General features: G+C 65.3%; 21 protein-coding genes. 6 read left to right on the forward strand and 15 right to left on the reverse strand.

Annotated features, from left to right (window positions below; genetic code table 11):
* Positions 1-47: 47 nt before the first annotated feature.
* Positions 48-2,660 (reverse strand): U32 family peptidase, encoded by a 2,613-nt coding sequence (locus SynRS9909_RS07745; RefSeq protein WP_007102334.1) that lies wholly within the window; start codon positions 2,658-2,660, stop codon positions 48-50.
* Positions 2,657-3,397 (reverse strand): M15 family metallopeptidase, encoded by a 741-nt coding sequence (locus SynRS9909_RS07750; RefSeq protein WP_007102333.1) that lies wholly within the window; start codon positions 3,395-3,397, stop codon positions 2,657-2,659. The genes SynRS9909_RS07745 and SynRS9909_RS07750 overlap by 4 nt, the downstream gene beginning before the upstream one ends.
* A 111-nt stretch (positions 3,398-3,508) precedes the next feature.
* Here SynRS9909_RS07750 and chlP point away from each other — a divergent pair, with 111 nt between their 5' ends.
* Positions 3,509-4,882 carry a geranylgeranyl reductase gene (chlP, locus tag SynRS9909_RS07755; RefSeq protein WP_007102332.1) on the forward strand — a complete coding sequence of 458 codons (1,374 nt, stop codon included), beginning with the start codon at positions 3,509-3,511 and terminating at the stop codon, positions 4,880-4,882.
* 35 nt (positions 4,883-4,917) lie between these two features.
* Here chlP and glyS read toward each other — a convergent pair whose 3' ends face one another.
* Positions 4,918-7,077 (reverse strand): glycine--tRNA ligase subunit beta, encoded by a 2,160-nt coding sequence (glyS, locus tag SynRS9909_RS07760; protein ID WP_007102331.1) that lies wholly within the window; start codon positions 7,075-7,077, stop codon positions 4,918-4,920.
* A gap of 76 nt (positions 7,078-7,153) precedes the next feature.
* Between glyS and SynRS9909_RS07765 the strand changes: the two genes are divergently transcribed.
* Positions 7,154-8,947 (forward strand): NADPH-dependent assimilatory sulfite reductase hemoprotein subunit, encoded by a 1,794-nt coding sequence (locus SynRS9909_RS07765; protein WP_007102330.1) that lies wholly within the window; start codon positions 7,154-7,156, stop codon positions 8,945-8,947.
* Here SynRS9909_RS07765 and SynRS9909_RS07770 read toward each other — a convergent pair.
* From SynRS9909_RS07770 to SynRS9909_RS07820, 11 genes are all read right to left on the reverse strand, one after another.
* Positions 8,899-9,651 (reverse strand): M15 family metallopeptidase, encoded by a 753-nt coding sequence (locus SynRS9909_RS07770; protein ID WP_038001309.1) that lies wholly within the window; start codon positions 9,649-9,651, stop codon positions 8,899-8,901. The genes SynRS9909_RS07765 and SynRS9909_RS07770 overlap by 49 nt on opposite strands.
* Before the next feature lie 46 nt (positions 9,652-9,697).
* Positions 9,698-12,268: an ATP-dependent DNA helicase RecG gene (recG, locus tag SynRS9909_RS07775; protein ID WP_007102328.1), complete on the reverse strand. Its 2,571-nt coding sequence runs from the start codon at positions 12,266-12,268 to the stop codon at positions 9,698-9,700.
* On the reverse strand, positions 12,226-13,371 hold the full coding sequence (locus SynRS9909_RS07780) for a hypothetical protein (RefSeq protein WP_007102327.1): 1,146 nt from the start codon (positions 13,369-13,371) through the stop codon (positions 12,226-12,228). The genes recG and SynRS9909_RS07780 overlap by 43 nt, the downstream gene beginning before the upstream one ends.
* Before the next feature lie 28 nt (positions 13,372-13,399).
* Positions 13,400-14,056: a translation elongation factor Ts gene (gene tsf / locus SynRS9909_RS07785; RefSeq protein ID WP_007102326.1), complete on the reverse strand. Its 657-nt coding sequence runs from the start codon at positions 14,054-14,056 to the stop codon at positions 13,400-13,402.
* 89 nt (positions 14,057-14,145) lie between these two features.
* Positions 14,146-14,865, reverse strand: a complete 720-nt coding sequence (gene rpsB / locus SynRS9909_RS07790) for a 30S ribosomal protein S2 (protein WP_007102325.1) — start codon at positions 14,863-14,865, stop codon at positions 14,146-14,148.
* A 118-nt stretch (positions 14,866-14,983) separates the two neighbouring features.
* A complete protein-coding gene (locus tag SynRS9909_RS07795; protein ID WP_007102324.1) occupies positions 14,984-15,916 on the reverse strand; it encodes a glycosyltransferase family 2 protein in 933 nt (310 codons plus the stop codon).
* A gap of 86 nt (positions 15,917-16,002) precedes the next feature.
* Positions 16,003-16,158: a hypothetical protein gene (locus SynRS9909_RS07800; protein WP_006171625.1), complete on the reverse strand. Its 156-nt coding sequence runs from the start codon at positions 16,156-16,158 to the stop codon at positions 16,003-16,005.
* Positions 16,159-16,196: 38 nt separating this feature from the next.
* Positions 16,197-16,922, reverse strand: a complete 726-nt coding sequence (locus tag SynRS9909_RS07805; RefSeq protein ID WP_007102323.1) for a DevA family ABC transporter ATP-binding protein — start codon at positions 16,920-16,922, stop codon at positions 16,197-16,199.
* 4 nt (positions 16,923-16,926) lie between these two features.
* Positions 16,927-18,096, reverse strand: a complete 1,170-nt coding sequence (gene devC / locus SynRS9909_RS07810; protein WP_007102322.1) for an ABC transporter permease DevC — start codon at positions 18,094-18,096, stop codon at positions 16,927-16,929.
* Between the two features lie 13 nt (positions 18,097-18,109).
* The gene (locus tag SynRS9909_RS07815) at positions 18,110-19,021 is read right to left on the reverse strand and encodes an HlyD family efflux transporter periplasmic adaptor subunit (protein WP_007102321.1); all 912 of its coding nucleotides are present in this window, start codon (positions 19,019-19,021) and stop codon (positions 18,110-18,112) included.
* On the reverse strand, positions 19,018-19,725 hold the full coding sequence (locus SynRS9909_RS07820; protein WP_007102320.1) for a phycocyanobilin:ferredoxin oxidoreductase: 708 nt from the start codon (positions 19,723-19,725) through the stop codon (positions 19,018-19,020). Before SynRS9909_RS07820 ends, SynRS9909_RS07815 begins: the two co-directional genes overlap by 4 nt.
* 52 nt (positions 19,726-19,777) lie before the next feature.
* Here SynRS9909_RS07820 and SynRS9909_RS07825 point away from each other — a divergent pair, with 52 nt between their 5' ends.
* Positions 19,778-21,064: a pitrilysin family protein gene (locus tag SynRS9909_RS07825; RefSeq protein ID WP_007102319.1), complete on the forward strand. Its 1,287-nt coding sequence runs from the start codon at positions 19,778-19,780 to the stop codon at positions 21,062-21,064.
* Complete coding sequence (locus tag SynRS9909_RS07830) at positions 21,064-22,329, forward strand: pitrilysin family protein (RefSeq protein ID WP_007102318.1); 1,266 nt, start codon at positions 21,064-21,066, stop codon at positions 22,327-22,329. The genes SynRS9909_RS07825 and SynRS9909_RS07830 overlap by 1 nt, the downstream gene beginning before the upstream one ends.
* Here the strand turns inward: SynRS9909_RS07830 and SynRS9909_RS07835 are convergent.
* The gene (locus SynRS9909_RS07835) at positions 22,326-22,568 is read right to left on the reverse strand and encodes an NAD(P)H dehydrogenase assembly family protein (RefSeq protein WP_038001304.1); all 243 of its coding nucleotides are present in this window, start codon (positions 22,566-22,568) and stop codon (positions 22,326-22,328) included. The two genes, SynRS9909_RS07830 and SynRS9909_RS07835, sit on opposite strands and share 4 nt — an antisense overlap.
* 57 nt (positions 22,569-22,625) lie before the next feature.
* Here SynRS9909_RS07835 and SynRS9909_RS07840 point away from each other — a divergent pair, with 57 nt between their 5' ends.
* Positions 22,626-23,192 carry a biotin transporter BioY gene (locus SynRS9909_RS07840; protein ID WP_038001968.1) on the forward strand — a complete coding sequence of 189 codons (567 nt, stop codon included), beginning with the start codon at positions 22,626-22,628 and terminating at the stop codon, positions 23,190-23,192.
* The gene (gene lspA, locus SynRS9909_RS07845) at positions 23,192-23,710 is read left to right on the forward strand and encodes a signal peptidase II (RefSeq protein WP_240307779.1); all 519 of its coding nucleotides are present in this window, start codon (positions 23,192-23,194) and stop codon (positions 23,708-23,710) included. The genes SynRS9909_RS07840 and lspA overlap by 1 nt, the downstream gene beginning before the upstream one ends.
* The last annotated feature ends 1 nt before the right edge of the window (position 23,711 follow it).

The raw sequence follows: 23,711 nt of genomic DNA on the forward strand, positions 1-23,711 counted from the left end.
TTCGCCCGTGGGCGCAGCCGGCCCAGGCTATCTCAACGTGAGATCCGTCAGGAACCGAGGTGACTGGTGCGTTCGGGCCTCGCACCCCGCAGGCCGCCACGGGTGACCCCGAGCCGATGATCGATCCGTTCCTGCCGCCACACCGCCTCCGAGGCAATCCGGCCCTGGAGCGCCTGGCCATACAGCCTGACGCGGCGCACGCTGGCCTCAGCGGTCTCCTCCAACAGCTCCAGCCGGAAGTGGCGCAAGCCCGCCGCCAGCAGATCGGGCAGAGCCTCCACACCACTCTGGGCTCGGCCATTGAACAGGGTGTTGCGACACCCCAGGTCGGCCCGCAGCGGATGGTCGACACCACTGCGATCGCGCAGGCTCACCACATGGTGCTCACAGGGGCGACCGCAATCGGTGTGATCGTGCCCCTCGGAGAGAAAGGCACAGAAGAGGCAGTGCTCCATGTGAAACAGAGGCATGTGCTGATGCAGGGTCACCTCCAGCTGGTCCGGATCCACCGCCCTGGCCAGGTCGAGCAACTGACTCAGGTTCAGGTCATAGCTGGCGGTGAGCCGCTGGAGCCCCCAGTGCCCGAGCATCCAGCGATGGCTCAGGGGGTTGGCGATATTCAGGGAGAAGTCGCCGACGCAGGGGGCGAGGGGGCTGAGGGTTTCAAGCTGGTCGGCATTGCGCACCAGATAGCCATCGGCTTCGGCGCGAATCAGCGGTTCCAGGCTCCAGCGCTCGTCGGGCCGGGTGATGCGGGCACCGGCCAAACGGATCCCCCCGGGCCAGTGACCACGGCCCAGCCGCACCGCCGTTTTGAGATCACTGGGGCACTCCAGATCCGCCACCACGCTGGCGATCGGGACGGCATCACCCACCTCGATCAGGGCCTGAAGCTGCTCAAGGCTGCGCACCAGCACATGCAGGGCCGGCGCTTCAGTGACAGCGGCACGCTCCGGTCGCTGCGGCGCGCAGGCCGCCAGAGCGCGCTGGATCGCCTCGTGATCCCTCGCAGGCGCGGCGGTTGGCGCGCTGTGATCCGTGTGATCCACTTCGGCCATCGCCGCCAGCAGGCGTCGACGCATCCTGTTGAGTTCAGCGACCGGTAAAAACAGCCCCTCGGCCAGGTCAAGCTCCAGTGACTCCAGCCGCCAACCGCTGCCGCCAAGCCGGCCCAACTGACCCTCGAGTCGCGATCGATCCAACGCCTGAGCCTGGGCTGCCTGGAGGTCCATGGCACTCTCCACTGTGATCGGCCCGGAACGGTTCGCCCCGGAGGCCAGGGGTGGCATCACCGCCTCGAGCCGAAGCGGCACCCCGAACTGACCCGACACCCGCAGCCGCAGCGGCCGCTCCAGGGCTGAGGCCTCCAGGGCCGCCTGCCGCTGCCAATGGCTCTGCCATTGGGGATCATCGGTGAGCCACACTGTGGCGCCGGGACGCAGGGCACGCACATCGTGTCGTTTCGGCCCGAGGCGCAGACGACAGCGATCCATTCCCAGACCTTGAATCTCCATGATCCGCCCCCCGAGCTCCCGCGGCGGCTCCAGGGGATCGGCGCTGGCGTCCTCCACCTCCAGCACCAGCCCCTGCCCGGGCCGGAGCGATTCGGAGCTGCGCAGCACCAGCCAGCCCCGCGCTTCCACTCGCTCGAGGCGACCGATCACGGGTCCACGCTTCTTGCTCCAGAGGCCATGGACCAGTCGGCGGTGGTTCACCCCCTCCAGCCAGCCACTCGAAAGGCCACGGGAAAAGCCCAGCTCCAACTGGCGACGGATCGCTGCAGGATCCACCGCGAGACCATCCAGCTGCTGGCGATAGGCCTGGGTGACCGAGGCCACGTAGGTGGGATCCTTCAGGCGACCTTCGATCTTGAAACTGGCAATCCCCAGGTCGACCAGCTCCGGGAGCAGCGCCCAGGCCGAGAGGTCCTGGGGTGAGAGCAGATAGCGCTGCTCCACCAAATCCCGCTGTTCACCATCCACGATCAGGGCGTAGGGCAGGCGACAGGCCTGGGCGCATTCGCCCCGATTGGCACTGCGCTGCCCGAGCGCTTCGCTGGTGAGGCACTGCCCCGAGTAAGCCACACAAAGAGCGCCATGCACAAACACTTCGAGCGGCATTGGCTGCTGACACTGACCTAACTGCTGACACTGACCTAACTGCTGACACTGACCGAACTGCTGGCGCTGGCGCAGCTGCTGCTGGAGACGCCGCAGGTCCTTCAGGCTCAGTTCCCTGGCGCACACCACCCGCTCACAGCCCGCCGCCGCCGCCTGGGCCACACCGGCAGCGCTGGTGATCGACATCTGGGTGGAGGCATGCAGGGCCAGCTCGGGAACGAGTTGGCGGGCGAGCAGGCAGAGGCCCAGGTCCTGCACGATCAAGGCATCAACCCCAGCCCGTGCCGCGGCCAGCAGCAGGTTCGCCGCTGCAGGCAGCTCATCGGTGAACACGAGCACGTTGAAGGTGAGAAACCCCTTCACGCCCCTGGCATGCAGCCAGGTCATGATCTCGGGCAGCTCCTGGAGACGGAAGTTTTCAGCCCTCAGGCGGGCATTGAAGGCCTCCACCCCGAAATACACCGCATCGGCACCCTGGGCCACGGCCGCTTTGAGTGCGGCCCAATCGCCGGCGGGGGCGAGAAGCTCGGGCAACGTCAAGGCGTCTGGGCAAGCTGGCGGGCGGGCTCGAAGCGCCGCAGAGCCTCGGCGGAGCCCTCAAAACGCCAGTGCCAAGGCTCGTAACTCACCCCCTGGGGGTTCGCGGGTGGGAAGGAGAGCACAAAGTGGTAACTGGCCGCATGGTCCTGAAGCCAGCGGAAGGCGCGGGTTGTTTCAAACGACTGGGAGAGGTTGGTGCCGGGCGCATCGCCATCCCCCAGATCCATGGCGAATCCGGTGCTGTGCTCGGAATAGCCCGGGGGGGCACTCACCTTGGCCCGCTCCGATGCCGTTTGATTCCGCTCCGATTTCACATCGAAGAAAATGCTCTTCTGAAGGGCATGGGAGCGGTAGCCGCTGAGCAGACGAAGATCCACACCATCGACTGCGGCGGCTTGCTGCAGAGCCCGAAACGCGGAGGCCGCATCGGTATGGAGCTCGATCCCAGGCTCCACCGTGACCAGTTCGGTCCCAGAGGCCTCCGGGTAGGGAAAGTGTCCGAGCAGGCGACCGTCGGTGCTGGGGGTTTCCTCGATCCCTTCCACCACCACAGGTGGTGGTGACAATCTCGCCAGAAGGGACGGGCCGAAGAGCACCGTGCCCAGAGAACCGCCAAACACCAGCACACAGGCGATCCAGACACCCGAGCCGCCGGTGCGGCGCCGCACCGGCCGGGCACGACGTGCGACCGGAATGTCATCCCGGCTGGTGCGACGGGGCGCAACGGCACGAGCCACAACGTTGATGCAGTCTTGTGACGATCGTAAGGGGGGGTGCCAGGCCCCCTCCACAGCACCACCGTTGATGGTGATAGCTTCGCGAGAACAATCCAGCGGAGTCAGGCTGCGATGCTTCGAGTTGCCGTCGTCGGTGGGGGTCCTTCCGGATCCTGTGCTGCAGAAATCCTCGCCAAAGCCGGCATCCAGACCTGGCTCTTCGAGCGAAAACTCGACAATGCCAAACCCTGCGGCGGGGCCATCCCGTTGTGCATGGTGGATGAATTCGAGATTCCTGATCACATCATCGACCGCAAGGTGCGGAACATGAAAATGATCTCCCCCTCCAATCGAGAGGTGGACATCAAACTCGATCCGCTCGGTTACGACCAGAACGCCTACATCGGCATGTGCCGGCGTGAGGTGTTTGATGCCTTCCTGCGCAACCGGGCCGCCGAGCTCGGTACCACCCTGGTGAATGGTCTGGTGCAGAAGATCGACACCGGCAATCAACGCCAGGGCCCCTACACCCTCCACTACGCCGACTACAGCAGTGGTGGACCCACCGGGGAGATCAAAAGTCTGGAGGTGGACCTGATCATTGGTGCCGACGGTGCTAATTCCCGTGTCGCCAAAGCGATGGACGCCGGCGACTACAACGTGGCGATCGCCTTTCAGGAGCGGATCAAGCTTCCTGCCGAAGAGATGGCCTATTACGAGGATCTCGCCGAAATGTATGTGGGCACCGATGTGTCCCCTGATTTCTATGCTTGGGTGTTTCCCAAGTACGACCATGTGGCGGTCGGAACCGGCACCATGCAGCAGAACCAGTCGCTGATCAAAGGGCTGCAGAAAGGGATTCGGGAGCGAGCCAGCAAGCGCCTCTTCAAGGGTGAAGTGATCAAGGTGGAAGCCCATCCGATCCCCGAACATCCCCGTCCCCGCCGGGTGGTGGGACGGATGGCCCTGGTTGGCGATGCGGCCGGCTATGTGACCAAGAGCTCTGGTGAGGGGATCTACTTCGCCGCCAAGAGCGGCCGCATGTGCGCGGAGGCGATTGTGGAAATCTCAGGCAACGGTGCCCGCATCCCCACCGAAAAGGAGATCAAATCCACCTATTTGAAGCGCTGGGACCGCAAATATGGCGCCACCTACGCCGTTCTCGACATTCTGCAGCGCATTTTCTATCGCAATGACGCTGCCCGCGAAGCCTTCGTGGAAATGTGCGATGACCGCGACGTGCAGAAGCTGACCTTCGACAGCTACCTCTACAAGCGGGTGGTGATGATGAATCCCTGGCAACAGATCAAGCTGACCCTTCGCACCCTGGGCAGCCTGCTGCGCGGCGAGGCCCTGGCCCCCTCCGACTACGACCCGGTTCCCTCAGCGGTGGGACGATCGGATGGCGATTTCCTCGCCCAGGAAGCGGCCGAAGCGATCAAGGCGAAGGCCCAGGCCCAGGCCAGCGACAGCAGCGATCACAAAGAAACCGCCACCATCGCCTGAAACCGTGCGCTAGATCCGATCCCTGGATCCAGGCCTCAGGCCTGGATCCGCTCGAACTGGGCCAACACCCCGGCTTGATTGCGCAGCACAGAGAGCAGATTGAGACGATTGCGGCGCAGCTCTGGGTCGTCGGCCATCACCATCACACTTTGATCGCCATCAAAGAACGCTTCCAGGGTGGGCGTGGCCTCCACCAGAGCATGGGCAAGCGCCTGATAGTTGCGGGCTTGGGCCAGAGGCTTTAGACGCTGCACCACGCCATACATCGCCTGCTCACTCGGTGAGGCAAACCGTTTCGGATCCACGGTGTCGGCGGCATCGAGCACGCCGCGAGCCAGATCGCCCTTCTCCGCCAGGCGGGCGGCCCGCTGCACCACCGCCTGAACGGCCACCAGTCGGTTCTGCTGACGCAGCTGGGAGAGGAGGCGGATTCGATCCAATACATCGATCGGATCGCAGAGAAGGCGTTCATCGCTGACCGCATCCCCTGCCACGGCCTGCACCAGGTCGGGGGCATGGCCGTCGTCTTCCAGCTGGGAATGGATGCGCTGACGCAACAGGAGCACCAGATCCCTCACCAGGACATCGGTGTCGACAGCGAAAGCCGGCAGCAGCTCCTGCCAACGCCCGGCGGCGCCCTTCAGGAGCTCGAGCAGGTCGAGACGCCAGCCCCGTTCCCAGAGGATCTGAAGGATGCCGTTCCCAGCGCGGCGCAGGGCATAGGGATCGGAGGAACCGCTGGGTCGCTCACCTTTGGCAAAAATGCTCAGGAGCAGTTCGAGGCGCTCGGCCAGAGCCACCACGGCGCCGGCATCACTGGACGGCAAGGCATCGCCGGCTCCCCGGGGTTGATAGTGCTCGACCACCGCCAGCGCCACGGCGCGGGACTCCCCCTCCTCCAGGAGATATTTGCCTCCGATCAATCCCTGCAATTCCGGAAACTCACCCACCATCTGACTCACCAGGTCGTGTTTGCAGAGGTGGGCGGCACGACGGGCCGCCTCCTGCGTGGCCTGGGGACACTCGAGCCGCTCGAGCAGCTGACCTGCGAGATGCTCGATCCGATCGGAGCGATCGCGCAAACTGCCCAACCCCTCAGCAAAGGTCACGGCCTGCAGCGCCTCTCTCCGCGCGCTGCTGGGCTGGCGGCGATCCACGCTGAGAAAGAATTCCGCATCGGCCAGGCGAGCACTCAACACCCGTTGATTGCCTTCACGAATCCGATCATCCGCCGAAGCCAGGCCATTGCTCACCAACAGGAAGTCGGGGCACAACACCTCGCGGGCGCTCAAGCCGAGCGGATCCATGCACACGCCTGGACGGCGGAGGGGCACATAGCGTTGATGCGATTGCATCACGGTGATGATCACCTCCGGCGGCAAGGCCAGATAGCGATCGGCAATCGAGCCGGTGAGCACCCGGGGAGCCTCGACGAGATCCACCAGCTCCTCGAACAGAGCAGGCGGGCAATCAGCCACGCCCTGCAGGACCTCGGCACGCTCCTTGAGGGCGGTGCGGATGATCTCCGCCCGCTTGTTGCGATCCACCACCACGCCCGCCGCCGCCAGGGCAGCGCCGTAGGCCTCCGCATCGGCAAGATCCACCGTCCGATCGAACAGGCGGTGGGCCCGGCTGGAACGGCCGCTGTGCACCACCGGATCGCTGGCCGCCAGGGTCACCGGCACGCAGACCTCACCGAAGAGCGCCACCAACCAGCGCACCGGACGGCTGAAGCGCTGATCACCCGAACCCCAACGCATGAAGCGACGCCCCTGGAGTGCATCCACCCAGCCGGGAATGCGCTCCTGCAGCAGCGACAGGGTGCTCTGACCCTCCACCAACACCGTGGCAAACACACAGTCGCCTTTGGGTGTGGCCCGAACCTCCAGAGCTGAGGGGTCGACGCCGCAGCGGCGCGCGAAACCAAGGGCAGCCGGACCGGGCTGGCCATCGACATAGGCCTGGGCGACGGGCGGCCCCTTGCGGTCTTCGCGCAGATCTTCCTGGCGCTCGACCAGGTTCTCCACGATCACAGCCAGGCGCCGGGGGGTGCTGGTGACCTGAATCGCGCCATGGTTCAGACGCCACTCCTTCAGGTCGCCCGTCACCGTCGCCTTGAGCTGGGGCAGAGCCAGGCGGGCAAAATCGGCCGGCAGTTCCTCCGTTCCGATCTCCAGCAGAAAGGTTGAAGCCACGCCCGTCGGTCCATCCAGTGGCCGACTGTATTGGAAGCCGTTTCGCTACTTTCATAGGGGTGTATTTCGCGTGCCCATGAGCCAGCTCGACGTCGATGCATCGCAGAGTCCGCTGGGCTCCGGCAGCGGCGACGGTGCTCAGGCACTGCCCAAGGCGGAACAACGCAAGATCGACAGCGATTACCTGCGTGAACCGTTGTTGACGGAACTGGCGAACGATCGGCCCCAGTTCAGTGAGGATGCGCTCCAGATCCTCAAGTTTCACGGCAGCTATCAACAGGACGATCGCGATCGGCGCGAGAAGGGCAAAGACAAGCAGTGGCAGATGATGCTGCGTCTGCGCAGCCCCGGCGGCCGAATCCCCGCCTCATTGTTCCTAGCTCTCGACGATCTTTCCAATCGCCTCGGAGACGGCAGCCTGCGGGCCACCACCCGCCAGGCCTTTCAGATGCATGGGGTGGCCAAAGCCGACCTCAAGGAAGTGATCGGCACCATCGTGCGCCACATGGGCTCCACCCTGGCGGCCTGCGGAGACATCAACCGCAATGTGATGGCACCGGCGGCCCCATTCGATAAAGACGGCTATCCGGCAGCCCGGCAGCTCGCCGACGACATCGCCGATCTGCTCAGCCCCGAAACAGCCGAAGGCTCCTATCTCGACCTCTGGGTTGACGGCGACCTCAGCTATCGGATCAAACCGAGCCGCATCGTCAAAGCGGCCCGGCAGCGCCAGCGCGATGGCGCTGTGTTTTCCGGTGATCCACAGGAGCCCCTTTACGGCGACACCTACCTACCCCGCAAGTTCAAGGTGGCCGTCACCGTTCCCGGTGACAATTCAGTGGATCTGCTCACCCAGGACATCGGCCTGGTGGCCTTCAGCGAACCTTCTGGCGCCCTGCGAGGCTGCAATGTGTACGTGGGAGGGGGCATGGGCCGCACCCACAACAAAGAGGAGACCTTCGCCCGGATCGCCGACCCCTTGGGCTATGTGGCCGCCGACCAGGTTCTGGATCTCGTGCAGGCGATCCTCGCCCTCCAACGCGATCACGGTGATCGAACCCTGCGGCGCCATGCGCGGATGAAGTATCTGATTCACGATCGGGGCATCGACTGGTTCCGCGACGAGCTGCTGGCCCGCTACTTCCATGGGGAGCTGGGCGCCCTGCGCCATGAGGCAAAGCCGAAGCTCACCGACTACCTCGGCTGGCACCGCCACCGGCCCGGCATGTGGTTTGTCGGCATTCCCCTGTTGTGCGGTCGCCTGGAGGGAGAGCTCAAGGCCGGGCTGCGGCGGATCGTGGAGACCTACCAGCTCGAGATCCGGCTGACGCCCAACCAGGATCTGCTGCTGTGCAACATCGGCACCCCGCAGCGGGCCGGCATCCGCCAGGCCCTTGCCGATCTCGGCATCGAGACGCCGGACGCGCCCGCGCCGCTGGCCCGCCATGCGATCGCCTGTCCGGCCCTGCCCACCTGCGGACTGGCGATCACGGAATCGGAGCGCATTCTTCCCGACGTGCTCGAGCGGCTCAACACCCAGCTGGAACAGCTGGCGATCAACAAACCGATCCTGGTGCGGATGACCGGCTGCCCGAACGGGTGTGCTCGCCCCTACATGGCGGAACTGGCCCTGGTGGGCAGCGGCGTGAATCAGTATCAGCTCTGGCTTGGCGGCAGCGCCAATCTGCAACGCCTGGCCCGCCCCTTCCTGCAACGGATGCCCCTCGACCAACTCGAGGCCACCCTGGAACCTCTGCTGATCAGCTGGCGCGACGCCGGTGGCCGGCGCAGCCTCGGCGACCATGTCGAGAAACTCGGCGATCAGGTGGTGGCAACCCTGCTCGGTGATCCGGCGGTGGCCCCCACCTGATCCACCCGGCCGTACCGGGCCGATGGCGCCTGCGTGCGCCAGGCCCAGAGCTGATCACCGAAACTGAAATGCCACCACTCGTTCGGGTGTCGGACCAACCCCTGGGTGTGCAGGCAGTCCGCCAGCAGGCAGCGGCGCTGATGCCAGAGCGCAGCCTCCGACACAGGATCGGCAGCAGCAGCGGCGGCGTAGAACTCCGGCTCCGACACCGCATCGATCGCATCAATGGCCCCGCCCATCTCCAGGGGATTGCCGTCGCGATCCGCCAGGGTGAGATCCACTGCAGCGCCGGTGCTATGGGGGGGTGGCGTGGCTGGGTCAGCGCTGGGAGGAGCCCAGAAACGGCCCACCCGGCGACGAAGCTCCTGACGCAACACCGGCTGATCGGCGCCGGTGGGATGCAAGCCATGCCGCCGGCATTCCTCGGCCACGGCATGCTCCACCATGAAGGCCTGCACCGCCACCGGACGCCAGGCATCAAAAATCGCCAGGCGCAAGGAGGCATCCCATTGCTGCAGCTGCTGCTCGGCCCGGACCAGCCGCTCGCGCACGCCCCGGCGCAAACGAAAGGGATCGGCCCCCTCCCCATAAGGGGCACCGAGGCGCTGATAGGGATGGGGGCGGAGGCAATGAAGAACGGATGGGAGCGGCTCCAGGGGTTCGCCGCACTCATGGATTGCACACTTGCTCCAGGGCCTGGGCATGATTCGCGCGTCGAGAACCTCACCGTCGCATTCCAGACGGTGGCCTTCAATTCAACTGCCCGGCAGCGGCGGTTCGCTGAAGCTGATCCGCCAGGAGTTGCCGCAGGATCGGCTGGTTCTGCAGGCTGGGATCAGCGCTGATCAACGCTGCGGCCTCTTCCCGCGCTTCTTCCAGCACACTGCCGTCATCAGCCAGGCTGGCCAGGGCCAGATCGGGCAATCCCGACTGGCGGGTGCCGAGAACCTGCCCGGGCCCGCGCAGACGCAGATCCATCTCGGCGATTTCAAAGCCGTCGTTGGAGCGCACCAGCACCTCCAGCCGCTGCTTCGCCAGCACATTGCGGCTGTCGTTGATCAGCAGGCAATGGGAGGCGGCCGCCCCCCGACCGACACGACCGCGCAACTGATGCAGCTGCGCCAGGCCAAAGCGATCGGCGTGGTCGATCACCATCACGCTGGCCTCCGGCACATCCACCCCCACCTCCACCACGGTGGTGGACACCAGCACCTGCGCCCTCCCTTCCGCAAAGGCATGGATCACCGCCTGCTTCTCCGCACTGCTGAGGCGACCATGCAACAACCCCACCTCGAACTCGGGGAACACCTCATCGCAGAGCTGGCGATGGACCTCCACCGCTGAACGAAGATCCAGTTTTTCTGAGTCCTCCACCAACGGCAGCACCACATAGGCGCGCTGGCCACGTGCGACCTCCTCACGGATCAGGGCATAGGCCTCATCCCGGGCTGATGCGGTGAGCAGCCGGGTCTTGATCGGCGTCCGACCCGGCGGCAGCTCATCGATCTGACTCACATCAAGATCGCCATGGAGCGACAGGGCCAGAGTGCGGGGGATCGGCGTGGCCGTCATCGTGAGCAGATGGGGCTGCAATCCTTTGCCAAGCAGGCGGTTGCGCTGTTTCACGCCGAAGCGATGCTGCTCATCCACCACCACCAGGCCGAGCCTTGAGAAATCAACCGGGTCTTCAATCAGGGCATGGGTGCCCACCAGCACGTTCAACTGGCCATTCGCCAGATCCGTGAGCAGGCGTCGCCGCACCGGCCGAGGCGTGGCACCGGTCAGCAGCTCCACCGACACATTCAAAGGAATCAACCAGCGACAGAGGCTGCGGTAGTGCTGCTCCGCCAGCACCTCGGTGGGGGCCATGAAGGCGCCCTGCCAACCCGCCTCCACGGCTTTGAGCAGGGCTGCGATCGCCACCACGGTCTTGCCACTGCCCACGTCACCCTGCACCAGCCGTGCCATCGGTTCCGGCCGGGCCAGATCAAGTTCAATCTCCGCCAGTACACGCTCCTGGGCCGCCGTGAACCGAAAGGGAAGCTCGTCAAGGAAACGCCCCACCAGGCCATCACGGGCCCCCAATGCGCGCAGGGCTGGCGCCTGACGCTGGCGCAAGGCTGCCCGGCGCAGCATCAAGCCCAGCTGAAGCAGGAGGAACTCATCAAACACCAGGCGACGCCGGGCCTGCTGGAGGCTGTCGCGGTCGGGTGGCTGATGAATCGCCTGCAGCGCTTGCGAGCGGGTCAGCAAACCGAGCCGCTGACGTTGCTGGACCGTCAACGGCTCGGGCCAGAGCCGTCCCAGGGGCAGAACGGCGTCAACCGTGCGACGCAGACGGTCGGCGGTCAACCCTTCCGTCAGCGGGTACACCGGCAGCAGCCGTCCGATCTGGCGCGACCGCAGCGGCGCCTGGGCGCTCTCCATCACCTCGATCAGGGGATCCTGAAAACTGAGTCCATAGGGGCCCGCTTTCACCAGACCGCTGACGGCAACCGTGGCTCCGGCAGGGTATTGGCGGGTCTGGCTGTGCAAGGCCGCTGGAGAACTGAAGCGTCGTCCGGCCAGAAAGCGCGTGACCTTCAAACGGCCGGTGGGATCCTGCAATTGCAGCTCCAGAATGGAGAGATTGGGATTGCGCGGACTGGTGAAGCCATGGCACCGGCGCACGCTGGCGACGATGGTGGCGGTCTCTCCGGCCTGCAGGGCCTCAATCCGGCGCAAGGCGGAATAGTCGACGTAATCGCGGGGGTAATACAGGAGCAGGTCGCGCACCAGCAGCAGACCGAGCGCGGCCAGGCGCTCCGCCAGTTTTGGCCCAACCCCCTTCACCTTCCCCAGGGGCGTGTCCAGGGTCGGCTGGCCGCCCTGGCGGCTCGAGGAAGGCAGCTGTGTTCGCGCCGCCTGAGCGACGGGCGCGTCGAAGCGCAGCCGCGGCGGCGCCATCGGTGCGCTGGGCTCCAGCCGTTGGCGCAGATCATGCAACCACTGCCGCGTGCTGGTCACCAAACGACGCCGCGCCGCCTCATTCAGCTGCGGATAGCCAGCGAAAGACGCCGCCATCTGAGCCAGACGCTGCTGGCTGTCGGCGGGCAGGGGACAGGGAGGCGGTGTCTGCAGTTGCCGGCTCAGAAAGGCGTGGAAGCGCTCCTGGCGGCCCTGCAGATCAGGACAACCCCGTTCAGCCTCGAGACCCAGTGCGGTCTGCAGTGGCTGCAACCAGGCCCGCAGCACAGCCAGATCTTTAGCGGCGAGACCCAGACCTGCCGCCCCGGGCGTCAGCTCTGATCCCGCGGAGGATTGGAAGGGCTGGGCCACCACTGTTGTTGCACCTGCCGGGTCGTTGCACGCCGCTGCCAGTGGCGTTGTTGTCGCACCATTGTGAGCAGTTGACGGCGCCGTTGGTGCAGCCGGGAACGACAGCGACGCAGATCGATCCGATCAAACTCCAGGTCGGCGGTGCGCAGCAGCACACCGGTCAGGTCGACCCAATGGCCGGCTGGAGCCGTGGGTAAAGGCACACGAAGCCGCAGCAGATTGGACACGGATGGCAAGGTCTCGAGCTGGCCGGCGAGAGCGGCATCGAGCAGGCTGATCGGCAACAGGCTGTGCATCAGCTGCGCCCGCATCAACTCCACATTGATGGCATGGGAGAGATTGCGAAGCCGGCGCATCAGCGCCTGATCCTGGCCATCCATCCAATGCAGCAGATCCAGCGGCAGGCTCGGCAGGAGGCGATTCGAATCGGCGTCAAGCCAATCTGCATCGGTGGTTGATTCCTCCTGTTCAGCCTCATTGCCGGCATCGGACACTGCGGCACCACTGGCCATCACCTGACCGGCCATGGCAAACAACGACCTCAGGGTGGCGAGATCGTCCGACTCGGGAGCCGATCCGTCGTCGTCATCGTCTGCGGCGTCGGAGGATGCCGCAGCCTGGGGCGCTGGTAACTCCGGAGTGGGCGGCAGCAATCCCTGCAGCAGCTCCGGCTGATCGATCGGTGGTGTGAGGCTCAAAGCAACCGAAGCGGACGACTCTCCGCCCCCTGGCGCCTCATCGGTGGCGGGTCGATCCTCGAGCAACGCCCTCTGAGCCTGCAGTCGCCTCACCAGGTGCTCGCGCTCGATCTGACGCGACAGCTCCATGAGCTGCTCCACCGTGAGCAGGGAGCAGCAGCGCTGCACCAGCGCATCAACCTTCGCCTGAAACGCCTGGCGAGCCATTGCATCGAGCAGATCCAGACGCGCTCCCTGATCAGCGGTCAGGAGTGCCGAGAGCACGGTGCGAACGGCGGAAGGAAGCTGCTCGCGCAGCAATTGCAGATAAAGGGCCTGATCCCTGTAGAGCGCCGGGGCCAGGGATTGGCCCCAGGCGCTCAAGCGAGCGAGTTGTTCGTTCGGATCGCGCACCTGTGAATCGTGCAAGGACGCAGGCTCTGGGGCGGCGACCAACTCAACTCGCGGTCATGGAGGCGACTTCGGTGGCGAAATCAACCTGCTCCACCTCGATTCCCTCACCCAGGGTGTAACGGGTGAAGCGACGCACCTGCACGTTTTCGCCGATCTTGCCAGCCACCTGCTTCACCAACTCCGCCACGGTGAGGGAGCTGTCGCGAATGAAGGGTTGATCCAACAGGGCCATCTCCTTCAAGCGCTTGCCGATGCGACCCTCCACAATCTTGGCCTTCATGGCCTCGGGCTTGCCGTCGAGATCATCGCGGCCCATTTCAATCGCCTTCTCGCGATCCACCACATCCTGGGGGATGTGGTCGGTGCTCACGTACTCCACACTCGGGCAGGCCGCAATCTGCATGGCCACGTCGCGCAGCAGCCCCTGGAACACATCGCCACGGGCGACAAAGTCGGTCTCACAGTTGAGTTCGAGCAGCACACCCACCCGCGCTCCGGTGTGGATGTAGCTGCCGATGGCGCCTTCAGCAGCGGTGCGACCGGATTTCTTCTCGGCACTGGCGATGCCCTTCTGGCGCAACCACTCGACCGCCTTGGTCATGTCGCCCTCGGTCTCCGCCAGGGCTTTCTTGCAGTCCATCATTCCTGCGCCGGTCTTATCGCGCAGGTCCTTGACAAGCTTGGCAGAAACGGCAGCCATCGGAGAGAAGAAAAAGGTGGGACGAAACTGTGACGAACCGCCGATCCGCAACAGCGCATCGGCGGCGTGAACTTAGCGGTTCAGGCGACTCAGCCCTGGGCGTCGTCGGCACCACGCTGATCATTGGCGCCGTGGCGACCTTCATTGATCGCATCAGCGAGGCGACTCAGCACAAGCTGCACCGAGCGCACGGCATCGTCGTTGCAGGGAATCGGCACTTCGCAGAGATCGGGATCGCAGTTGGTGTCCAGCATGGAAACCAGGGGGATATCGAGCTTGCGCGCCTCCAGCACCGCATTGGTTTCACGGCGCTGATCCACCAGGATCACCACGTCGGGAAGACGACGCATGTTCTTCAGACCGCCCAGATATTTCTGCAGACGATCGAGTTCGCGCCGCAGCACAGCGGCTTCCTTCTTCGGACGCATGGCGATGGCACCACTGGATTCCATCCGCTCCAGATCCTTGAGGCGATCGATGCGGGCCTTCATGGTGGTCCAGTTGGTGAGCATGCCGCCCAACCAGCGCTGGTTCACGTAAGACGCGCCACAGCGGCTGGCCTCCAGGGCCACCACTTCCGAGGCCTGCTTTTTGGTGCCAACAAACAGGAAACGCTTGCCGCTGCGGGCCGCCGAGCGGACCCACTTGTAGGCATTGTTCATGCAGACGGCGGTCTGCACGAGGTCAATGATATGAACCCCGTTGCGCGCGCAATAGATGTAGCGCGACATCTTGGGGTTCCAACGACGCGTCTGGTGCCCGAAGTGGGCGCCAGCCTCCATCATCTCGGCGAGAGTGACAACAGCCATGGTGTTTGGGTTTCGGGTTCGCCTCCACCTGTCAGGGATGGTCTGGGACCAGCACCCGAAACAGACAGGTGTGCGGAATGAATGAACCCATTGAACTTATCAAAGCGACCGTTGCCGCTCAGGCGATGCCCTGCTGCCGCGCTTCCCGCGCCATCGCCCGCACACCGATCCGATTGAGCGGCAACCGCAGCAACTCCAGAGCCAGATCGGGACGACCGCGGCGAATCAACCAGGCAAGAATCGGCCGCAGACTGCGTTCATTCAGCAGCCCTCCCAGGGTGAGCAGCTCCCAGAGCAACCGATGCAGCCAGGTGAACTGAATGATGAAACGTACCCGACGGCTGGGGTGCTTGCGATAAAACACCAGTCCCATCCGGGCCCGTTCCCGCTCCACCCGCACCAGATCGGGAATCTGCTGCAGGCGAAAGGCGGGATGCCAGTGATATCCCACAGCCTCCGGACACTTGACCAAGACGACGCCCATCTGACGAAGGCGCTCACCCAGCTCGAGGTCTTCCCAGCCATAGAGACGAAAGCCGGTGTCAAACAGACCGGAGCGTTCCAGCACCTCCCGATCAATCGCCACATTGCCGGTGGCGAAATAGGCCCAGGAGAGGTCACGCAGCTTGTGACGTTCCGAGGTGGGATCGGCGAAATTGGCCGTGTTGATCACGGCGCCATAGGTGAAACAGAGTCGATCACCCCGTTGCCGCCAGGTGCTCTCTAAGGCGGCGGCGTGGGAGGCCAGGAATCCTGATGTCACGACCAGATCACTGTCGATGAACACGATCACATCGCCTCGGGCCTGATCGACGCCGCGGTTCCGCCCCTCAGCGGGTCCGCCATGGGCCTGCTCAACGAGTCGCACATGGGGAAAGCGGTGGCTGTTGTCGCGCAGCCAGTCGGGTGTGCCATCGGTGGAGCCATCGTCGACGACGACCACCTCATACCCCTGCAGCAGTGGACCGGCTTGCTGCTGCTCCAGGGCGTTCAGACACTTCTCAAGGATCGGCCGCCGGTTGTAGGTGGGGATGACGATGCTGGCAAACATCCGCACGGAATCGGCAGGGGTTGTCTCAGCCTAAAGACATGAAAAAAGGGGGCCGAGGCCCCCAAACAGAGTCTTGCGACCGCGGATCAATCGGCGGCGCCACCATTGTTAGCCGTCCCGGTCACCCCATTGCCAGCACCTTCACCGCGGCCGTCGTTACGGAGCTTGCGCTTCTTGAACTTGCGGGCGTAGGCGCGATTGCGCTCCTGCTTTTCCTTCTTGAGATTTCTGCGCTTGGCCATGCGGTTCGAAGAATGGATCGTCGAGAACTGCCACCAACCTACCCTTCCGCCGCATAGAGGCGGCCGTCTTCCATGCGCACCAGCCGATCGGCCAAATCAAGGATGCGGGGGTCATGGGTGACCATGAGCACCGAACAGGCCTGTTCCCGGGCAAGCCGACGCAAGAGCTCCACCACTTCGCGGCCGGTGGTGCTGTCGAGCGCCGCCGTGGGCTCATCAGCCAGAAGCAACTGGGGCTGGGCCGCCAGCGCCCGGGCAATGGCGACGCGCTGCTTCTGACCACCGGAGAGATCGTGGGGGCGCTTGTTCATGTGATCCTCCAGGCCCACCGCCCGCAACCATTCCCGCGCCTGACCGCGGCGGGCGGCATAGGAGAGGTTGGGCAGAAGGTCGGCGCCCATCTGCACGTTCTGTTCCGCCGAAAGGCAACGCAGCAGGTTGTGACCCTGAAAGATCATGCCGATCCGGCGTCGCAGGCGCTGCCTGGCGCCCCGACCTGCGCCGCGCAGTTGCTCGCCGAACACGCGCAGATCGCCCTCCTGCACCTGACGCAGCGCCCCGATGAGGGTGAGCAGGGTGGTTTTGCCGCATCCGGATGGTCCGGTGAGCAGCACCACCTCGCCGGGCTCGATGCGCAAGAACACCTGCTGGAGCACCTGACGGCGCATGTCGCGACGGCCATACCAGTGGCTCAGGCCCTCGATGTCGACCGTGGGGGAACCAGCCGATGGGCTGAACGCCAAGGGAGACAGGGGCCTGGTCATCGCGTCAGAAGATCTCGGCGGGATCGGCATCGATCAGGCGACGCATGGCGAGACAGGCGGACACCATGCACATCACCAGAATCATGCTGAACACGGTGATGGCACGGGAGAAGTCCATCCCCACGGGCAGCCGGGTGGCCTGGCGCACGAACCAATACAGGCCCTGACCGGCGAGGTAAGCCGGCACATAACCGAACATCGCCAGCAGCAGCCCCTCCCGCACCACCACACCCAGCAATGAGGAGAGGCGATACCCCATCGCCATCAGGGTGGCGTACTCGGGCAGATGGTCGCTCACATCGGTGTAGAGCACCTGATACACAATCACGCAGCCCACCACGAAGCCCATGGCAGCGCCGAGGGTGAAGATGAATCCGATCGAGGTGCTGCTGCGCCAGTAGTTCTGCTCGAAATCGATGAATCCCTGCTTTGTGAGCACGCGCACGTCCTGAGGCAAGAGGGCCTGAAGTCGCTGCTGCACCAGGGCCGGATCCGCGCCGGGCTTCAACCGGATCAGGCCGAGCTCGATGCTCCCCGGCGGAGTGTTGGGCATGAGATCGAGGAAGGTCTCGGAGCTGGTGAGCAGGTTGCCGTCGGCCCCGAAGCTGGTGCCGAGCGCCACCAGACCGGCCACCCGCACCCGGTTGCCACTGATCTCGCTCTCCACGGTTCGCCCGTCGCGGAACCATTCGGCGACGGGGCCGAATTCAGGCCGGGAGCGTTCGTCAAAGAGCACCCGACCCTTCTGCGAGAGAAGACGAGCCTTGGCGGGCAGGTCCTGATCGGTGAAGAAAGGATCGCCCGGATCAAACCCCAGCGCCAGGATGGAGCGGGTCTGAAGCGTTTCCGGATTACGCCACAACATCAGACTCCAGTGCACCGGGGTGATGCCTTCCACGGCCGGATCAGCCATCACCTGGATCAGCCGCCGCCGCGGAAACCCCGCCATTCGCACCGAGCTGGTGGAGCGGGGACTGATCAACACCAGGTCAGCGTCAAAGCGACGATGCACGGTGACGCTGGCATCAAACAACCCATCCCGAAAGCCGAGCTGCATGAACATCAGAATGCCGGCGAAGCTGATGCCCGCCAGGGCCACCAGAAGCCTCACCGGTTGGCGCACCAACATCAGCGACGCCAGGGGAATCCGACGCCACCACCAGAACCGGCCCATCAACGCCCCCTCGTCACGGATTCTGGAAGCGGGCGATCACCTTCATCCCAGCCAACCGGCTCACCTTGGCCGCTGATTCAGGCGAAAGCCGCACGCGCACTTCCACGATGCGCGCATCGGCATCCCCGGTGGGATCGGTGGAGAGAACCCGCCGTTGGCGCACCTGGGGGCTGATCCGCACCACTTCACCACTGAGGCGACCGCTGAAGCCACCGTTCTCGCTCACCAGGGCAACGGGCTGACCGAGGCGGATGCGATTGACATCCGATTCGTACACCTCGATCAGGGCCTCCATCTGCTGGCTGGCACCCACCTCGAGCACACCATCGGCACTGGACCGTTCACCAACGCGGGTGTGCAGCTTCAGCACCACACCATCGATCGGTGAGCGCAGCTCGGAGTCGGCCAGATCGGCCTTCAACTTGCGCTCCCGAGCAAGAGCTTCACGCCGCTCACCCTCGAGGCGCACCAGCTCATCCTGCTTGTCTTCCAGCAGCACAAGCGCGGCGGCTCCTTCCCGGGCAGCAGCGGCGTAACGGGACACTTCCCGCTTGCCCATACGGATTTGAATGTCGAGGGTGCGCAGCTTCTCCCTCACCGCCGCAAGGTCCGCCAGGATCTGGGGGCGGCTGTCGAAGCGGGCGAGCACATCGCCTTGAGCCACAGGATCGCCCTCCTGCACCAACAGTTCGGCCACCCGAGGCGTGCCGCCGAAGCCACTCACCGGAGCGGCCAGGCGCCGCACATCACCAGCGGGCTCCAGCTGACCAAGGGCCGCAACGGCTTCCGGTGGGCGGACCGCTTCAGCTGAGGGAGCCACCGGCCTGGTGGGGGCGGAAGGGCGACGCAGGATCGCCACCAACAGGATCACCACCAGCAGACCCAGCCCCCCCACGAGCCAGGCGAGGCGAGAACGGGTGTTCAAGGCTGCGGCGGATTGTCGAAGAGCAGGTCCTCGATGTAGCGGTCCGCCCACTCCGGACTGAACGCCTTTTCCAGAACCCGTCGCGTCTTGTCGTTGCGTTTCTGTTGGAGGCAATAGGAGAGCTGACCCTGATATCGGGCGATGGTAGGAACTGCCTGAGGCGGATCGGGCTCGGCCTGGTCGATGGCGGCCGCAAGAATCGCCAGGTAGGACCCCACCAGATCCACAAACCACCCCTCCTCCTCCCGATCAACCGGGCGGATGAAGCGCACGTACGGGGAGAAGATCGTGCCCCAGGGCGGCAACTCGCGCACCTGCTGGAACGGCGGCAACACCAGATCCTCCAGCGGACTCCGCACCGCATCGGGCAAGCGGTCTGTCACCGGGGAGAGATCGACGATCGCGGCGGAGATGCCGGCCGGACTGGCGACCAGATCAGCGCCGAAAACAGGCAGATCAAAACGCGGATCCGGAAAAAACACGCAATGAAGGATCTGCAGGCCAAGCCCCAGTCGGGCCGTTTCCAGATGGAGCTTGCGCAGGCCCCTGCAGCGATGCAGCTCGTTGCGAATGAACAGCGCTTCGCCATCGAGGCTCGCGCTGATCTCCTCCAGGGAGGGATCCACCGCCAGATCGTCCAGCGCCGGCAGCTGGGAGCGGCACTCCCGGATCCGATCCGCCAGGGCATCCATCAAGGGATGCATGGGCCGGTCGGGAGCGGTGACGGTCGTCGACACAGGTGCGAAAGAGCACAGAATGGGACTTTGCCACGGGATCCTGAGCCACCCCACCCCCGGCCCTGAGCTGTTGCATCAGACCCTGGCCAACGGCAGTCGCTGTGTGCTCGCCCCCATGCCGGAGAGCCCGCTCACCTGTCTGGATTTCTGGTGCCGGGCCGGTAGCGCCAGCGAAGGGAACGGAGAGGAAGGGCTGGCCCACTTCCTCGAGCACATGGTGTTCAAAGGCAGCGACCGGCTCGGCGCCGGGGAGTTCGACCTGCGGATTGAAGCCCTCGGCGGCAGCAGCAATGCCGCCACCGGTTTTGATGACGTGCACTTTCATGCCCTGGTGCCGCCCGATGCAGCGGCGGAGGGACTGGAGCTGCTGCTCGATCTGGTGCTGCAACCGGCCCTGCAGGCGGAGGCCTTCGCCATGGAGCGGGATGTGGTGCTCGAGGAGATCGCCCAGTACCGCGATCAACCGGATGAACAGGTGATCCAGCAACTCCTCTCAGCCTGCTGCCCCGACCAGGCCTATGGACGACCGATCCTCGGCTGGGAGAGCAGCCTGCAGGCCAGTGATCCCGAGGCGATGCGGCAGTTCCACCGCCGTCGCTACCAGGGTCCCCAGTGCTGCCTGGCCATGGCCGGAGCGATCCCAGCCGGCTGGGAGCACTGGCTGCAATCGAGTGCGCTGGCCGGGCTCGACAGCAAGGGCGACGGCACCCCTGGCCCCAGCGAACCCATGCTCCACTTCCGCCCCGGTCGGCAGGAACAACGGGTGCCCCGACTGGAAGCAGCGCGGCTGCTGATGGCCTGGCCGGCACCGCCCGCCCGGGAGCAGACCACCCTCATGGGCTTCGATCTGGCCACCACGGTGCTGGCGGAAGGACGCCGCAGTCGCCTGGTGCAGCGCCTGAGGGAAGAGCTGCAGATCGTGGAATCGATCGACATGGACCTGACCAGCCTCGAGCAGGGAAGCCTGGTGATGCTGGAAGCCTGCTGCCCTGCGGATCTGGTGACGCGGGTGGAAGCGGAGGTGTGCGCCGTGCTGAAAGCGATGGTCGACGCACCGATCGAACGCCAGGAGCTCGATCGGGCCCGACACCTGGTGGGCAACGGACTGCGCTTCAGCCTCGAAGCTCCGGGGTCGGTGGCGGCCATCGCCGGCGCCCAGACCCTCTGGCGAGGTCCCCAGGCCCTCCTGGATCCCCTGCTGCAGATGGAGGCCTGGGACGGCCCCAGCCTGCGGGAGCGGATTGTTCCGGCGCTGCAACCGGAACTGGCCAGCACCTTGATCGCCCTCCCTGCGGATCCCGCGTGATGGCGACACCGGAATGGATTGTGGATGCGATCAGCACACCCGGTGTGATCGCCGCCAAGCTCTGGCTGCGGAGGGGAAGCGGCAGTGATCCGCTCGGACAGCGTGGCGCCCATCAACTGCTGGGATCCAGCCTCACCCGAGGCTGCGGCCCCTACGACCATCTCCAGGTCGCCGACCTGGTGGAGGGCTGCGGCGCTGGCCTGCGGTGCGACACCCATGAAGACGGCATCCTGATCAGCCTCAAATGCCAGGACCGTGATGCCAGGCGGCTGCTGCCCCTGCTGGGGTGGATGCTCGCCGATCCCCATCTGGCCGAGGAGCAGGTGGAGCTGGAACGGGATCTCAGCCTGCAGGCCCTCCAGCGCCAACAGGAGGATCCCTTCCACCGGGCCCATGACGGCTGGAGACAACTGGCCTATGGAGACGGTCCCTATGGGCACGACCCGCTGGGAATCGCCGCCGAACTGGAGACGCTGAATGCGGAGATCCTGCGTCCCCTGGCCGGGCAGTTGGCCCGCCGCCAGGGCATCCTCGCCCTCTCCGGCACGATTCCTGACGGTCTGCTCACGGAGATGCAGGCCTTCCAGGGGTTCAGCGAACCGGCCACCGACCGCGACTGCTCAGGCGCAACCGGCTTGCCACCCATGGCAAAGACCGACCGATCGGCACGGGTTGGCCTCCAACCGCTCGACACCGAACAGGTGGTGATCATGCTCGGCCAGCCGACCCTGCCCCATGGCCATGCCGATGACCTGGCCCTGCGCATGCTGCAGGCGCACCTCGGGGTCGGCATGACCAGCGTGTTGTTCCGTCGACTGCGGGAGGAGCATGGCGTCGCTTACGACGTGGGCATTCACCATCCAGCCCGCGCCGGTGCCGCTCCCTTTGTGCTGCATGCCAGCAGCAGTGCGGAGCGGGCGGCGCTGAGTCTGCGCTTGCTGCAGGAGGCATGGGATGAGCTGGCCCAGCGGCCGCTCACGACCCAGGACATGACGCTGGCCGCAGCCAAGATCCGCGGTCAGATCGCCCATGCCACCCAGACCTCAGGCCAACGGGCCGAGCGTCGCGCCCAGCTCAGGGCCCTCGGACTGGCCGATGATTACGACCACACCAGCCTGGAGCGCCTGGCCACACTCGAACCCGAGCAGCTGCGCAGGGCCGCCGAACGTCACCTTGATCGCCCCCTGCTCAGCCTCTGTGGACGCGGCGCCGTGATCGACTCTCTGGCATCAGAGTGGAGCCAAAGGACTCAGCGCAGCCGTTAAGAGGCAGGGCCAGCGGATGCACCGGCCTCGGAGATCCGCTGCAACTGGTCGAGGGGAATCAGAAACGTGCCGCGACGAAAGCGCACCACGGCGGTGTTCAGCGGCCGCAGACCGACCAGTTCTCCCGGTTCCTCGGTGGTCACAAGATCAGCCGGCCTGAGCATGGGCATCGGATCAGCGGTTTTCAAATAGGGCAAAGGGCGTCGGAGCTGGACGCGATCGCCGATGACTGGGTTCATGATCCCTGGGCAATGGATGCGTCCTACAGCAGGATGGTGGCCAGTTGAGTGATGCCCGTGCGGGCTCTGGCCACCTGGAGCGGCGCCGTCGCCGGCCTGATGCTGATTCTGGTGGGCAGCCTCATGCCCGCTGCCGTTGTGCTTCCCGTGCTGCCTCCCCAGGTGCTGCCGCTGCCGAGCACCTGGCAGGTGCCGGCCCTGTTGCTCACGGCCCTGGTCTGCGGCCCCCGCGCCGGCGTGATGGCGGCCATGGCCTATCTCACCATCGGCCTTGTGGACCTGCCCGTCTTCCATGACGGCGGTGGCCTCGGGTATCTGCTCAATCCCGGCTTCGGCTATCTGGCCGGCTTTGTTCCGGCCGCCTGGCTCTGCGGGCGCCTGGCCCAGCAACGGGGCATGAACGATCTGGCGCGTCTCAGCCTGGCCGCGATCGCCGGGCTGCTCACGATTCAACTCTGCGGTCTGCTCAATCTGCTGCTGGGCAGCCTGTTCGGACGCTGGAGCGAACCACTGCCCACATTGCTGTTCAGCTACGGCATCGGTCCGTTCCCAGCCCAGATCGCTCTCTGCATTGCCGCCGGGGTGTTGGCCCTGCCGCTCCGGCGCCTGCTGATCATTGATTGATGACGCAGCGCCGGCCCCCATCGATGCCCACCCTCCCCTCCAGCAGGCGGGGCCTTTCGAGGACAGCGCTCCTCGGCCTTGCCACTCTCCTGGTGCTCCTCGACCAAGGCAGCAAGGCCTGGGTGCGGCACCATCTGCTCCCGGGTGTCGTGGCCCCGCTGATCCCCGGCCTGGTGCAGCTGCGCTGGGTCCGCAACAGCGGCGCCGCCTTCAGCCTCTTCACGGATGCCACAGGGCTGCTCGCCCTGCTCAGCCTGGTGGTGGCGTTGGTCCTGTTGGTCTGGTTGTGGCGTGCTCCCAGGCTTGGGCTGTGGCAAGGGCTGGCCCTCGCCTTTCTGCTGGGCGGAACGGTGGGCAACGGAATCGATCGCTGGCGGCTCGGCCATGTGACCGATTTTCTGGAACTGGTGCCGATCCCGTTTCCCATCTTCAATGGAGCTGATCTCGCCATCAACCTTGCCGTCGCCTGCTTCGCCATCGACGCCCTCAGCCGACGCCGTGACCCCAACGGCACCTGAG

The organism is Synechococcus sp. RS9909 (assembly GCF_014279595.1).
GTDB lineage: Bacteria > Cyanobacteriota > Cyanobacteriia > PCC-6307 > Cyanobiaceae > Synechococcus_C.